Origin of the sequence: Halorubrum rutilum (assembly GCF_042665015.1) — an archaeon.
GTDB lineage: Archaea > Halobacteriota > Halobacteria > Halobacteriales > Haloferacaceae > Halorubrum > Halorubrum rutilum.
The window spans coordinates 47,422-61,281 of record NZ_JBHTBL010000004.1 but is presented as its reverse complement, the minus strand read 5'-3'; the positions used below and the strand labels follow the sequence as shown (position 1 = coordinate 61,281).

13 protein-coding genes and 1 pseudogene are annotated in these 13,860 nt (G+C 71.2%); 5 read left to right on the top strand and 9 right to left on the bottom strand.

Translation table 11 applies throughout. The features are described from left to right. Positions 1-44: 44 nt before the first annotated feature. From ACFQMF_RS04540 to ACFQMF_RS04530, 3 genes are all read right to left on the bottom strand, one after another. Complete coding sequence (locus ACFQMF_RS04540; RefSeq protein WP_256408738.1) at positions 45-1,184, bottom strand: SPFH domain-containing protein; 1,140 nt, start codon at positions 1,182-1,184, stop codon at positions 45-47. A 132-nt stretch (positions 1,185-1,316) separates the two neighbouring features. Then, positions 1,317-1,766: an SRPBCC family protein gene (locus ACFQMF_RS04535; RefSeq protein WP_256408739.1), complete on the bottom strand. Its 450-nt coding sequence runs from the start codon at positions 1,764-1,766 to the stop codon at positions 1,317-1,319. A 20-nt stretch (positions 1,767-1,786) separates the two neighbouring features. Next, the gene (locus ACFQMF_RS04530) at positions 1,787-3,790 is read right to left on the bottom strand and encodes a bacterio-opsin activator domain-containing protein (RefSeq protein ID WP_256408740.1); all 2,004 of its coding nucleotides are present in this window, start codon (positions 3,788-3,790) and stop codon (positions 1,787-1,789) included. Between the two features lie 119 nt (positions 3,791-3,909). On the opposite strand from ACFQMF_RS04530, the gene ACFQMF_RS04525 reads away from it, so the two are divergent. Next, on the top strand, positions 3,910-4,953 hold the full coding sequence (locus ACFQMF_RS04525; protein ID WP_256408741.1) for a Brp/Blh family beta-carotene 15,15'-dioxygenase: 1,044 nt from the start codon (positions 3,910-3,912) through the stop codon (positions 4,951-4,953). Between the two features lie 99 nt (positions 4,954-5,052). Then, positions 5,053-5,805, top strand: coding sequence for a protein sorting system archaetidylserine synthase (locus tag ACFQMF_RS04520; RefSeq protein WP_256408742.1), 753 nt, complete (start codon positions 5,053-5,055; stop codon positions 5,803-5,805). Positions 5,806-5,929: 124 nt separating this feature from the next. Here ACFQMF_RS04520 and psmB read toward each other — a convergent pair whose 3' ends face one another. Together psmB and ACFQMF_RS04510 are read right to left on the bottom strand one after the other, a co-directional pair. After that, complete coding sequence (psmB, locus tag ACFQMF_RS04515; RefSeq protein ID WP_256408743.1) at positions 5,930-6,661, bottom strand: archaeal proteasome endopeptidase complex subunit beta; 732 nt, start codon at positions 6,659-6,661, stop codon at positions 5,930-5,932. A 193-nt stretch (positions 6,662-6,854) separates the two neighbouring features. After that, positions 6,855-7,028, bottom strand: a complete 174-nt coding sequence (locus ACFQMF_RS04510; protein WP_256408745.1) for a hypothetical protein — start codon at positions 7,026-7,028, stop codon at positions 6,855-6,857. Positions 7,029-7,365: 337 nt separating this feature from the next. On the opposite strand from ACFQMF_RS04510, the gene ACFQMF_RS04505 reads away from it, so the two are divergent. Beyond that, positions 7,366-8,037, top strand: coding sequence for a uracil-DNA glycosylase family protein (locus ACFQMF_RS04505; RefSeq protein ID WP_256408746.1), 672 nt, complete (start codon positions 7,366-7,368; stop codon positions 8,035-8,037). Between the two features lie 374 nt (positions 8,038-8,411). On the opposite strand, the gene ACFQMF_RS04500 is transcribed toward ACFQMF_RS04505, so the two are convergent. The 4 genes from ACFQMF_RS04500 to ACFQMF_RS04485 form a co-directional block, all read right to left on the bottom strand. After that, a complete protein-coding gene (locus ACFQMF_RS04500) occupies positions 8,412-9,629 on the bottom strand; it encodes an asparagine synthase C-terminal domain-containing protein (protein WP_256408747.1) in 1,218 nt (405 codons plus the stop codon). A 6-nt stretch (positions 9,630-9,635) separates the two neighbouring features. Beyond that, positions 9,636-10,319 carry a PHP domain-containing protein gene (locus ACFQMF_RS04495; protein WP_256408748.1) on the bottom strand — a complete coding sequence of 228 codons (684 nt, stop codon included), beginning with the start codon at positions 10,317-10,319 and terminating at the stop codon, positions 9,636-9,638. Positions 10,320-10,757: 438 nt separating this feature from the next. Next, positions 10,758-11,024 carry a DUF7513 family protein gene (locus tag ACFQMF_RS04490; RefSeq protein WP_256408749.1) on the bottom strand — a complete coding sequence of 89 codons (267 nt, stop codon included), beginning with the start codon at positions 11,022-11,024 and terminating at the stop codon, positions 10,758-10,760. After that, a complete protein-coding gene (locus ACFQMF_RS04485; RefSeq protein ID WP_256408750.1) occupies positions 11,021-12,643 on the bottom strand; it encodes a Na+/H+ antiporter NhaC family protein in 1,623 nt (540 codons plus the stop codon). Before ACFQMF_RS04485 ends, ACFQMF_RS04490 begins: the two co-directional genes overlap by 4 nt. 362 nt (positions 12,644-13,005) lie before the next feature. On the opposite strand from ACFQMF_RS04485, the gene ACFQMF_RS04480 reads away from it, so the two are divergent. Next, positions 13,006-13,476 (top strand): 30S ribosomal protein S15, encoded by a 471-nt coding sequence (locus ACFQMF_RS04480; RefSeq protein ID WP_256408751.1) that lies wholly within the window; start codon positions 13,006-13,008, stop codon positions 13,474-13,476. Positions 13,477-13,554: 78 nt separating this feature from the next. Further along, positions 13,555-13,860, top strand: a pseudogene (locus ACFQMF_RS04475) (exonuclease RecJ); the annotation flags it as partial.

Below are 13,860 nucleotides of genomic sequence, written 5' to 3'. Positions count from 1 at the left end.
GACCGCGGCGGATCCGAGCGGCTATCGACCCCAGGCGCGGCCGATTAGGTCTCGCGCTCGACCTCGCCGTCGGTCGGCTCCTCCTCGTCCATCTCCTGGATGACCTCGTCCGCGGACTTGATATCCGCGCCCGCGCCGCCGGCCTTGACCGCCTCGGCCTCCTTCTCCAACTCCTCGACGTCCATCTCGGCCGACTCCTCGATCTGGCCGAGGATCTCGTCGATGTCGTCGAGCCCGAGCATCTTCCGGGTGTCGTCGTCGAACTCCTTCCCGTCGAGCCCCTCCATCTCCTGGACGTCGGAGCCGGAGAGGGCCTTCCCGTAGCGCCCCACCAGACTCGTGAGCTCCTGCGGGAGGACGAACGTCGTGGACTCGCCTTTCCCGATCTCTTCGAGGGTCTCCATGCCGCGCTCGATGATGGCGCGCTCGCCCATCGACTCGGCGGAGCGCGCGCGCAGCACCGTCGAGATGGCGTCCCCCTGCGCCTCGAGGATCTGGGACTGCTTTTCCCCCTGTGCGCGGATGATGTTCGACTGCTTGTCGCCCTCCGCCTGCTCGACCGCGGAGCGGCGTTCCCCCTGCGCTTCGAGGATCATCGCGCGGCGGCGGCGCTCGGCGGAGGTCTGCTGCTCCATCGCCTGCTGGACGTCCTTTGAGGGATTGACCTCGCGGACCTCGACGCTCTCGACGCGGATCCCCCACTCGTCCGTCGGCTCGTCCAGCTCCTTGCGGATCTTCGCGTTGATTTCCTGGCGCTTGTTCAGCGTGTCGTCGAGCTCCATGTCGCCGAGGACCGCGCGGAGCGTGGTCTGTGCGAGGTTCGAGACGGCCTTCTTGTAGTCGTCCACTTCGAGGAACGCCTTCTTCGCGTCCATCACCTTGATGTAGACGACCGCGTCGGCCGTCACCGGCGAGTTGTCCCGCGTGATCGCCTCCTGACGGGGCACGTCGAGCGTCTGCGTCCGCATGTCGAACGGGTAGGTACGGGAGACGAACGGCGGGATCAGGTTGATCCCCGGTTCGAGCAGCTTCCGGTACTCTCCGAACACCGTGAGCGTCTTCTTCTCGTAGGCGTCGACGATCTCGAACGACTGCCAGAGCGTGATGACCACTAAGAGCAGGAAGAGCAGGCCGATGCTCACCAGACCGAAGCCGAAGCCGAACTGGAGGGGAGTCGGATCCATGCCCCGAGGTTAGGCTATCCCGTTCTTAATACTTCGCCCGAATCGCCGCCTGCGCCGCCGATACGCGGCGGCGGTGGGGCGGCGGCGGCGTGGCGGCGGGGCGGTGGCGGTGGTTCCGCGGGTCGGCGGCGCTCACGTCCCGTCCCCGTCACCCGTCTCGAACCGCTCCGCGACGGCGTCGAGCGTCGCCCGCACCTGCCGCTCGTTGAACCGGCGGACGACCGGCTCGCCGAGGGCGGTCAGCGCGTTCTCGGGGAGGTCGTACTCCGCCGCGTAGGTCAGCCGCGTCCCGCCGTCCGTCGGCTCGAACGTCAGGTCGATCGTCCCCGTCAGCCGACCGCGGAGCTCGAAGGTCATCCGCTCGTTCGGCTCGTGGACCGTCTGGACGATCTCCCCGTCGATCCCGAGCCCCGCCATCCGGTAGGTGTACGACAGTCGCTTCCCGCCGTTGGGGAGTCGTTCGACGTCCCTGACAGCTTCGAGCCGGGGCGTGACGGCGGCGTGGTTGTGCGGGTCGTCGAGGAAGGCGAAGACGGCCTCCACGTCGGCGTCGATCTCGGCGGAGTCGCGTGCGGTGAACATGGGTCGTCCGAGCCGTCGCTTCAGTTCCGCGAGCGCGGGTCCACGTACGCCTCGACCAGCTTGCGCTCGGCCGCCCGGAGGTGCTGGTGGAACGTCTGCCGGGTGATCCCCATCCGCTCGGCGATCTCGGAGCCGTCGACCGGCCGGGGCCACTCGAAGTAGCCGTTCAGCTCGGCCGTCTTCAGCGCCGACCGCTGGCGGTCGGTGAGCCGGTCGTCCACCGCCGCCGCGAACTCGGTCAGGCTCCGGTCGCGGCTCTCCCGCTCGACGCGGGAGCGGAGCTCGACGCCCTCGTACTCCGCGCGGAACACGTCGAGCATCCCGCGCACGTCCTGCTCGGGCGGCGCCTCGATGGTCAGGTTCGCGCTCGTGGCGTCCGCGGTGGCCTCGACGACGACGCCGCCGAACTCCGCGAGCCGCGTCAGCGGCGGCGACTCGGTCGCGGTCACGGCGAACGTGACGTCGCCGTTCGTCTCGGACACCAGTCGGACGGACTCCACGAACGGGAGCGCCTCGACCTCGCTCACGGCCTCCGCGGGGTCCGTCACCCTGAGGTACAGCTCGCAGGCGTCGTCGTCGAGGCGCGTGGTCCCGAGGTGTTCGATCCGACCGCCGACCGCGTCGGCGACGCGCGAGAGCGAGAACGAGCGGTCCCCGATCGCGACCTCGAGCTCCACGACCCGGTCGGTCGTGAGGATCCGGGTGGTCTCGACCGAGTGGAGGCCGTTGGCGATCATCTTCCCGACCGACTCGCACACCTTGCGCTCGCGCCGGTCGAGGGCGTTCCCCTCGCTGCTGTAGATGCCGAGGAGACCGTACCGCCGGTGACCGTAGGTGATCGGGACGACGAGGAGGCGGGGGGCGCCGACCGCGCTCGGCGCGAGCCGGCTCTCCGAGCCGCTCCCGGCCGCCCGCCCGTGGACCTCCTCGGTCTCGATCGCCTCCCGGACCTCGCTGGGGGTCTCGTCGAGGGCGAACGACGCGTCCGGCTCGATCGGGATCCCGCACGTCGCGGTCAGGTCCAGCCGGCCCGTGGCCGACGACACCTCGCCGATCCAGCCGCCCATGTACCCCGGCTCGTCGGCGATCTCCTCGCAGACGCGCTCGGCGATGGTCTCCGAGTCGCGGCTCTCGACGAGGATCCGGCTGATCTCGCTGAGCAGCCCGTTCACCCGACCGAGGACCCGGTCGAGGGCCTGTCGCTCCGTCGCGAGCTTCTCCGCGCGCTCCTCGGCGAGCTGCTCGGCGCGCTTGCGGTCGGTGACGTCGTTCTGGAACCCGACGTAGTGGGCCAAGTCGCCGTCGGCGCCGTACACCGGGGCGACCGTCAGCTCGTTCCAGAACGGCGTCCCGTCCCGGCGGTAGTTCCGGATCTCGACGGTCACCTGCTCCTCCTCGGAGATCGCCGTCGAGAGCCGGTCGACCGTCTCGGGGTCCGTTCCGGGACCCTGCAGGAAGCGGGGATTCCGGCCGAGTGCCTCGTCGGCCGGGTACCCGGTGTGCTCCTCCCACGCGTCGTTGACGTAGACGAGCGGGTAGTCCGGGAGTTCGGGGTCGCTGAGGCTGACGCCGACGGGCGCCTCGCGCACGGCCCGGCTGACCTCCTCCTCGCTCGGTTCGTGTCCGGAGACGTCCTGCTTGGCGCCCGGCGCCCCCTTTCGGGAGCAGACCGTGGAGACGTCGGTCACGAGCCGGTCGATCGAGGCGGAGCCGTTCTTGTGGAGGAACTCGTCGACCCCGTTCTCGAAGGCGGCCTCGAGGACCTCGTCGTCCTCCACCGCGGAGAACATCACGACCGGAACCCGCGCGTCGGACTCCTCGATCGCCTCCGCCAGCGCGAGACCGTCGTCGCCCGGCAGGGAGTACTCGCTGACGATGCAGTCGTACTCCCCGGTGGTCACCTTGGCGATCGCCGACGTGGCGCGGTTGACCGTCGTCACGTCGAACCCGGCGGCGCCGAGCGCCGACGTGATGCGATCGCTCCCCTCCTCCGGATGGACCAACAGGGCCCGGGAACCCGGCATGGCTTGCCCTTCGTCGGCGGACGAATTAAGGTTTGATACTCTTGGCCGTCGGAAGATGTTATTAAAAGACTCCATAATTTCGGCGTGCACACAACACCCCCGCACCCGTACATATGGATATGTCCACGCGAGCCGTGAGCCGCGCCCGTCGCCGACTCCTCGGAGAACCGGAACGGACCGCCGTCGACGCCTCGCGCGCCGCGCTGCTGGTCCTCACCGTCGCGTTCGCCGGCGTGTACGCGACCGGAAGCGAGCCCGCACTGCGGACGCAGATGCTCGTCTACCTCGTCGGGATGGTCGCGCTGAACCTCCCGCACGGCGGCTACGAGCACTTCTCGAACCTCCGGCGGCGCGGGCTCCCCTTCGGCGCGCGCTACGTGGGGCTGTACCTCGCGTTCGTCGTCGGCTTCGTCGGCCTGTTCGTCGTCGCCCCGCTGCCGGCGCTCGCGCTCGCGTTCGGCACGGCGGTCGCGAAGGGCGGCCACGGCGACCTCCACGTGATGGACGCGCTCGTCGGCACCGACCACCTCGCCTCGCGGCCGCAGCGCGCGCTCGCCGCGCTCGTCCGCGGCGGCGCCGTGATGATCGTCCCGGCCGTCGCGTGGACGGAGACGTTCTACGGGTTCACCGGGTACATGCTGACCGTGTTCGACGGGGCGCTGGCCGGGCCCGCGGTGAGCTCGCCCGAGGCGTTCACGACGGCCCTCGGCGCGGTCTACGGCCTCGGCGTCGCCCTCCACCTCGGCGGGGGGCTCGCGACGAGCGGGGGCGTCACGCGCTCGTGGCTGCTCGACGCCTTCGAGACGCTGCTGCTCGTCGCCTACTTCGTCTTCGTGCCCGTCGTGATCGCCATCGGGCTCTACTTCCCGCTGTGGTACTCGCTGCGGCAGTCCGCCCGGAGCATGGTCGTCGAGGAGGAGCGACCGAGCCGGACCGAGGGCGTCTCCGTCGTGATGGCGTGGGGCGTGCTCGTCGTCGGCGCGCTGGTGACCGCGCTGGTCGCGACGTCGCTGTGGGTGGTCGCGCCGAACCCCCTCGCCGGCGGGTCGCTGCTCCCGGGGGCGGTCGCCTTCTACACCATCTTCGTCTGCATCATCGCGCTCCCGCACGTCGTCGTCGGGGAGTGGCTCGACTTCGGCCGGGGGATCTGGTACGTGCCCTGAGCCGGGAGCGCGCGTCCCCGAACCGGGACCTCGCGTCCCCGCGGGCCGACCGCTCGACAGATAACAAGCACTAAAACCCGCCTCGTCGACCGATCCGGTATGCGTTTCCGGTTCGTCGGGCGGCTCGGGCTCGCGGACGCGGTGACGGTGGCGAACGCGGCCGTCGGCTTCCTCGCCGTCGTCGCGGCCGCGGTCGACCTCGAACTCGCGGCCCGGCTGGTGTTGCTCGCCGCGGTCGCCGACGGGCTCGACGGCGTGGTCGCCCGGCACCGCGGGTCGACGGACGCCGGGCCGTACCTCGACTCGCTGGCCGACGTGGCCTCGTTCGGCGTCGCGCCCGCGGCCCTCGTGGCGGCCGCCGTCCTCGGCGCCGGCTCGCTCGCGAGCGACCCCCTCCTCGTCGGCGTCGGCGTCGCCGTCGCGGCCCTGTTCGTCGCCGCCGCGGTCGCTCGGCTCGGGCTGTACACGGCGTACGACAGCGACGCCCGCGAGACGGTCGGCGTGCCGACCACGCTGGCGGCGACGATCCTCGCGGCCGCGGTGATCGCCGGCTACACCGACCCCGCGCTCCTGACCGCGGCGACCGCCGCGTTCGCGGTGCTCATGGGGACGACGGTCACGTACCCGGACCTCCACGCGCAGGACGCGCTCGTGATGGGCGTCGTGCAGGCCGCCGTCATCCTCACGCCGGCCGGCCACATGGCCACCGCCGCCCTCCCGGCGTGGATCGGCGAGGGGTTCGCGTTCGCGCTCCTCTTTTTAGCGTGCGGCTACCTCCTCCTGGGCCCGCGGTTCTACTGGGGCGACGGGATCCGGTCGCCGCCCGGCGACGCGGGGCGGCGTCGGGTGTGACCGGCCCGAGTGCGCGGACCCGGAAGGGATCCCGGGCGGGAAAGTCCGCAGAACCCGCGGCTCGAAGGAACGAGTTCGGAAGGAAGTGAAACGCGAGTCGTCGAGGCGGCGCGGATGGAGCCGCTTACAGCAGCTCGTCGAACTCCTTGTGGCGGGTGATGTCGACGCCGTCCTCGGTGACGACGGCGACGTTGATCCCGTTGCCGGACGCGAGGTCGCGCTCGACGGCGGACTGGATCGCCTTCGCGGCGATGGTCTTCGCCTCGTCGACGGTGACCTCGTCGTGGTACTCCTGTTCGAGGACCCCGAGCGCGTACTGGGAGCCGGAGCCGGTGACGGTGTACTCCTCCTCGGTGGTGCCGCCGAGGGCGTCGATGGAGTAGATGTGGGCGCCGTCGTCGTCGACGCCGCCGAGGATCGGCTGGACGATGAAGAACGCGCCCGTCCGGAGGAGGTTCCCGGTGAGCGTCGACAGCGCCTCCATCGACATGTCCTTGCCGCGGCGGGTCTCGTAGAGGCTCGTCTCGGCCTTCAGCGTGGAGATGAGGTTCTGGGCGGCGGAGACGGAGCCGGCGATCGTCAGGGCGCCGCGGGGGTGGATCTCCTCGACCTTCTGGACGTCCTTCGAGGAGACCATGCCGCCGAGCGAGGCGCGCATGTCGGTCGCCATCACGACGCCGTCGGCGGTCTTGATGCCGACGGTCGTCGTGCCGGTCTTCATCTCGCCCTCGCCGTCGGCCTGCGCCGCGCGGCGCTCGCTGTGTTCGAACTCGCCGAGCTCGGGTCCGAAGACGGGCTGGTCGCGGCCCAGCTCGTCGGCCGTCCCCTCGGAGAGGTCGCCAGTCGGTGTTCGCATTACGACTCCGTTGGCCCGGCGCGCTGATAAAGGCAACCCTTCGGGGACCGCCCGCCGGTTCCGACGGGCCTATTCGTCGCGGGCCGTCGCGGTCCGCGCGTCGCCGTCGCATCCCCGTGACACCTCCGTCGCGTCGCCGGCGGCGCGGTCGCTAGGGGGGGGCGACGAACGGTTCGGATCGGAAGGGGATCGCCTACTCCTCGACGCGCTCGTACACCTCGCCGGTGGTCTCCACGAGCCGGCCGACGGGGACGTTGATTCCGAGGCGCGTGCGAGCGAAGACGGCCACCGGGAACAGCGAGATACCGATCGCGACGGTCGCTTGGTGGATCCCGAAGAGGGCCGCCGAGCGGATGCGGTCGAACATGGGTCTTCGGACGACCGGAACGGAGGAGTATATAAATACTTTCCGGGGCGCGTTCGTCGAGAACCTCGACGCTGTCGTGCGGTTTCGGGTCGTAAATTAACGATTATGAAATATAACCGGCGGGGCGTCGGAATCGGGATATCCACGGCGGTGTGAACCCCGCTCATTTCCGTAAGTTACGCGTAACCATCGCGCCTCGTGCGCCTCGCATCCGGGGCTCTCGGGGACCCGAGGGAGCCCTCGCGGTCGGTGTGGCGGGGGCGGCGGCGGAGCGGCGGCGAGGGCGTCCGGCCGCGGACCGAACGGGATTTATTCTGGGCGTCGCCTACGGTGTGGCGTGCAGAACGTTACGGACCGGACCCGCAACCCCTTCGGGATGCGGCCGGACTGCGGGTCGTTCGTCCCGGGCTACGGCGACGCCAACGCCGACTTCCACGTCGTCGGCGACCACCCCGGGACCCACGGCGGCGTCGGGACGGGCGTCCCGTTCACCGGCGAGCCGTGGTCGCCGGCGTTCCTCTCGGCGCTGACCGAGGGGGGACTGATCGCGGGAGTCGCCGAGGGCGTCGCGCCGGACGGGACGGGCGGAGACGCGGAGTCGGAGCCGGTCCGCACCGAGCGCACGTACCTCTCGTACCTCCACATGTGCGTGCCCGACGGGGAGCCGACCGCGGCGTCGTACGACGACATGGAGCGGTTCTTCGACGCCGAGCTCAGGGCGATCGCCGCGCACGTCCTCCTCCCGGTCGGCGCCAGGGCGACCGAGCACGTCCTCGAACAGTACACGGCGCGGGCGTGGAAGACCGAGGTCGACATGGCGGCGCTCCACGGCGAGGAGCTCCTCGGCTCCGGCTGGCTCGTCCTCCCGATCAGGGACCCCGCCGAGTGGGAGGCGGGCGACGCCGACCGGCTCGTCGACGCGCTCCGAGAGCTCCGGTCGACCGACTTCCGTCGCGAGAGCGACCTCGGGCGCTTCGTCGCGGGGAGCGACCCGTACCTCGTCCGGTGAGCGCTCGGTCGGGACCGAGCCCGTCGCGGTCGGCCCGCGGTCGACCGCGCGTAGCAGTCGGCCCGCGGTCGACCGCGCGTCGATCGCGGGTCGGATACGCGTGCGGTTTCGTTTCCCTTCCGACACGCAGACCGGCGTATCTGACTCGAAACCGCCGTTTCAGTGCCCGATCGTCAGCTATACGCCGACCGCGACAGTCATATTTGTCACTACTCCCCGTATTTTATACCGGTCCCCGTCATTCGTCACCAGACGCCCGAACGATCGGGCGTCGGCCGTAGGACTGGTACTCCATACGGCGGCTTGGTCAGCAGCGGCCCTCGCGGGCCGTTTTTCGTCGAACTCCGTCGAACGCGGAGCGACCGCGTCGCGAGTCAGTCGCCCGCCAGCAGGTCGTCGAGGTACCGCCCGACGTGGTCGTCCATGCGCCGCTTGAACCCGGCCCGCCGCGCGAGCCGGTCGAGCTCGCGGGAGACGTACGTCCCGTACTGGACCGCCTTCTTGTCGGCCGTCCGGACCGATTCGGGCACGCGCCCGGTCGCCGCCCGCCGGAGCGCGACCTTCCGCTCCCCGTCGCTCGCGAGCAGGTCGCCCGGGAGCGCGAGCGCGGTGGCGACGACCCGGTCGTCGAGCAGCGGCGCGACCGGGTCGACCCCGGCCGCGCGGAGCGCGGGGACGTCGCGTTCGAGCTGGTCGGGGAGCGTGCGAACGGTCTCGGTCCGGGCGCCCCGCACGGTGTCGGCGTCGACCCGGTCGTCGGCCACGGGGTCGACGACCTTGCTGTACCCGCCGAACAGCTCGTCGGCGCCCTGACCGACCGCGAGCCGATCGATTCCGTCGGCCGCGGCCGCCTCGGCCGCGAGGTACAGCGGCGCCGCGATCGCCAGGTCCATCGGGTTGCGGCGGCCCGTCGCGGCGGCGACCTCGCGGACGGCGCGCAGGAGCGTCCCGTGGGTGATCTCGACGACGCGCAGGTCGCGGTCCATCGCCGCGGCCGCCTCGCGCGCCGCCGCGACGTCGTGGCACTCCTCGAAACCGGCGACGTAACAGGGCGCGTCGGGGGCGCCGGCGGCGACGAGCCCGGAGTCGACGCCGCCGGAGAAGGCGACCGCGAGGTCGGCTCCGCCGCCTTCCGTTTCGGGACCGGCCGCATCGGAACCGCCCGCGCCGAGGTCGTCGAGCGCGGCGTCGAGCGCGTCCTCGACCGCCGCCTGCGCGGACTCCGGATCGGCCGGCTCCTCGCTCGGAAGCGACCAGACGCGCTCGGTCTCCGCGTCCGACGCGACGCTCCCGGCCGGAACCGGCGTCGGGTCGTCGAGGGCGGTCCGGTCGAAGCTCCACGCGCCGGGGGCCGTCGGATCGCGCCCGGCCGCGGACCGGTCCCCGGATTCCGGCTCCGCCGCGCCCCGCTCGACGAACAGCGGCCGGCGGCCGAGCGCGTCGCGGACGAGGACCGGGCCCTCGCGGTCGGGGGGATCCGCGAGCAACCCGGCGAAGCCGCGCCCGCCGGGGAAGGGGTCGCCGTCGCGGAGGGCGTCGCGAACGGTCTCGGGCGACGCGCCGCGCAGGTCCGAAGAGAGAGTGTCCGCCATCGCGGGCTACCGGAGCGCGTCGAGCGCGCGGAGCGCGCGGCGCTTGGCGCCGCCGCCGAACTGGCGGAGCGAGACGCGCCACGGGGTGCGCTTCCCGACGACGCTGGTCCGGCCGTCGCGGATCGCGGAGAGGATCGCGTCGGCCGAGCGCTCGTCGGCGCCGACCTCGGTCACGGCCTGGCCGACCATCTCCGAGATGTGGGCGTCGCTGCCGGCGGTCATCGGGATCCGGTTCCGGAGCGCGAACTTCTCGGCCTGTCGGTTCGAGCGGCCCGTGAACAGCCGGGAGTTGTACACTTCGAGGGCGTCGGCGCCCGACAGCTGCTCGTCGGTGATGTGGGCGGCGACGCCGTGGCGGGACTTCTGGAAGGGGTGGGGGACGACCGCGATCCCGCCCTGGTCGCGGATCCGGTCGAGCGTCTCGTCGAAGGGGAGCCCGCTCTCGACGCGCTCGTCGATGCCGAACGCGAGCACGTGGCCGGCCGCGCAGGTCACCTCCATGCCGACGATGCCGACGAGCCCGTAGTCGGAGGCCCGCTCGGCCGCCTCGACGCTGGCGTCGATCTCGTCGTGGTCGGTGACGGCGAGCGCGTCGAGCCCGACCGCGGCCGCCTGCTCCAAGAGCAGATCGACCGGGTCGCGCCCGTCGTAGGACAGCGCGGAGTGCGCGTGGAGCTCGACCGATAGCACGCTCCGTACTTCGGTAGTCGACTTAAAAAGCGCCCCGGTCCGCGGCGATTCGCGTCGGTCGAGATGGAAGCAATGCGGTGGCGCGCGCCTCCGAGCGCCCCTCGGGCGCGAGGAGCGCGTGCGAGGGAGTCAGTCGTCCGGAGCGAAGCGGAGGACGACTGACGAGGCTGGGGAGGCGTGAGGCGCGGTGCGGTTGCGGACGGGCGGGATTCAAAGGGGCAGGCGCGAGGACGAAGCCCGGCGCAGTAAGCACCGCAAGGAGCGAGTGAAACGAGCGACTGAGGAGCGCAGCAAGCCGCGCGAGTCGTCGCGCCTGGGGCTTTGGGAAAGGTCACCGCGAAGTCAGCGATCACGTATAGCCGAGCGGCTGGGACTTTGGAGGGCTTCACCGTCGACTCGCAGCCATCGAATTCGAGAAAAGGGAGTGACGCGAGCCGATCAGAACGCGCTCTCGCCGACCGTCTCCCTGTAGGTCCCGGTGCCGCGGTGGGCCGTCTCGTCCCACGTCTCGACCGCGACCCGGACGCGAGTGTCGAGCGCGTCCTCGGGCGCGCCGTCGATCCGCAGCGTCGAGTCGCCGATGCGGGCGACGGCCCCGTCTCCCTCCGCACCGGTGACCATCACCTCGATCACGTCGCCGGGCTCGTAGTCGGGGGTCGAGCTCCGGAGCGACCAGCCGGCGAGGAACTTCTCGAAGCGGCTCACGCGCGCGACACCTCCTCGGAGATCCGGTCGGGGATGTACTCCCGCCCGAAGCCGGTGACCGCGGCCAGCAGGAAGACGATAACGAGGAACCAGCCGTGGAACACGTACGGCACGACCTCGATCGGGTTGACGACCATCTCGGGACCGTACTGCTCGCCGAGCCCGTCGGGGCCGACCATCACCTGGTACCCCACCAGCACGCCGCCGGCCCACGGGAAGATGTACCCCAGCGCCGAGGTGTTGGCGTCGAGGATGTTCGCGCGCCGGTAGCCGTTGATGTTGAACTTCTCGCCGAGCCGGGCGATATACGGGGCGATCGCGATCTCCGCGGCGGTGTTGATCGTGATCATCCCGTTGATCGCCGCCGTGCCGAGCACCATCGTCAGCTCGGCGCGGCGGACGGTGGTCGCGACCGAGTCGAGCAGGAACTCCAGGATCGCCTCGAAGCCGCCGCCGCGGATCATGATCTGCGCCATCGCCACGATCAGCAGGGTCAGGACGATGAGCGGGAAGAAGCCGACCGCGCCCGAGTAGAGGCTGCCGCCGACGCCCGCGGTCTCGCCGACCCGCACGAACGGGAGCGCCGCGGCGGGCGTCGGCTCGGTCGTCGTGAACACGAGGACGTCGGCGACCGACGAGAGCCCGAACGCGAGGTTGAACGCGACGGCGACGATCAGCCCCCACGAGATCGCCTCGACGATGTGGCGGCCCGCGACCGCCGTCGCGATGACGACGCCCATCGAGATCAGGTGGACTAGTCCGGGCGCCGTCGCGGACTCGCGGAGCGCGGCCGCCCCCTCCAGGCTCGCGCCCGAGAGCACCGACCCCATGATCAGGTACGCGGCGAACGCCGGCACCGCGGCGAGGATCGCGTACTTGAACCGCGAGGCGACGACGCCGCCGATGTCGGCGTCCTGGGTCACCGCGCTCACGATCGTCGTGTCGCTCACGGGCGCGAGATTGTCGCCGAAGACGGCACCCGAGAGGATCGCGGCGAACAGCAGCACCGGGTTCGCGCCGAGGAGGACCCCGGCCGGGAAGAAGAGGGTGACGAACGCGACGGTCGCGCCGTACCCCGTCCCAATCCCGGTCGCGAGCAGGCCGCAGAGGACGAACGCGGCCGCGGGGAAGGTGGTCGCGCCGACGTTCAGCGCGTCGGCCGCGAAGATGAGCCCCTCCACGAAGCCGCCGACCTGCAGCGTCTCGGCGAACATCCCGGCCCACAGCCACGCCACGATCGCGGTCGCGGCGACGCGCTGAGTCATCCCCTCGAAGATGGTGTCGGCGTACGCCTTCCAGTCCCCGCGCACGAGGAACATCCCGAGGATGGTCCCGACGAGCGCGCCGATGACGAGGCCGTTCGTGTCGCCGATGCCGAGGACCCCGCTCTGGACGATCGCCCAGGCGATGAAGAAGGCGATCGGCACCGTGCTCGCCCACTTGCCGCCGTAGAAGCTGATCCGGGGGCTGTCCGTCGACGCCGACTCGTCGGCGAATCCGCCGTCGGCGACGGGGACCGGCTCGCCGGTCGCGTCATCGGGTGCGTCCGCGGGTGGTTCGCCACCGGGCGGTTCGTCGTCGATCCGATTTCGCGTCTCGTCGTCTGGGGGACCCGTCATGCGTTTCTCCTACGCGCTCGGAGACGGAGGGTCCACCTAAACCCTCCTTTTTCGGGTCGGCCACCCGGCGGCCGGATCCCGAATCGGTTTCCGCCCGGACACGCCGCGATCCACAAGAACACGCTTAAGAACCCCGCCGGCGTCGTCACGGACGGGAACAGCACAGCTGCAAATCCGACTCGCCGGGGCCTCTTCGCCCGCGGCTTGGGAATGTAGCAGTGCACCGACGCCTCCGGCGTCGCGGCTCGGGCCGGTCCGTTCGCGCGGATCGGCCCCCGACCGCTCGCTCGACGCGAGCGCCCGACAGCCGCGCCGCGCGGAGCCGCGGTCACGTTGTGGTTGTGCCGTTCCAATTTCAGACAATGGCACGAATGCACACGCGCCGTCGCGGTTCGTCCGGTTCGGACAAGCCGGCGACGGACGAGAACCCGGAGTGGAGCGACGTCGACGCGGAGGCGATCGAATCCCGCGTCGTCGAACTGGCGGAGCAGGGCCACGACCCCAGCGTCATCGGCCTCAAGCTGCGCGACGAGGGCGTCAAGGGCGTCCCGGTGCCGGACGTGAAGCTGGCGACCGGCAAGAAGGTCACCGAGATCCTCGAGGAGCACGACGCCGAGCCGGAGTACCCCGAGGACCTCTACAATCTGATGGAACGCGCCGTTCGCCTCCGCGAGCACATGGCGGACAACGGCCAGGACCACCAGAACAAGCGCGCGCTCCAGAACACCGAGTCGAAGATCCGCCGCCTCGCGAACTACTACCGCGGCGACGAGATCGACGAGGAGTTCACGTACACCTACGAGCGCGCCGCCGAGCTGGTCGGCGACGAGTAACGACGCCGGGCAGCGACACCGACGAACCGAGAGGTAACCGGAGACGACGCGACACGCAGACCACACGAACCCGTACCCATGACCGAAGCGACGACCGCCACGCCCGCCCCCGACGCCCTCGCCGACGTCCTCGCAGACGCGCCGTTCGCCCGGCTCGTCGCGACCGACGACGGCGACGCGCTGGCGGCCGCGGGGCTGCTCGCCGGAGCGCTGCGAGCCGTCGGCACGCCGTTCCAGGTCCGGGTCGCCGCCGACCCCGTTCCCGACGACGCCGACGACGGCGTCGCGGTGACCGTCGGCGCGGCGCGCGGGGCGCACGCGATTCCCGGCGCCGGACGCCCGGCGAGCGCGGACGCGTTCGCGGTCTCGCGCGCGCTCGGTATC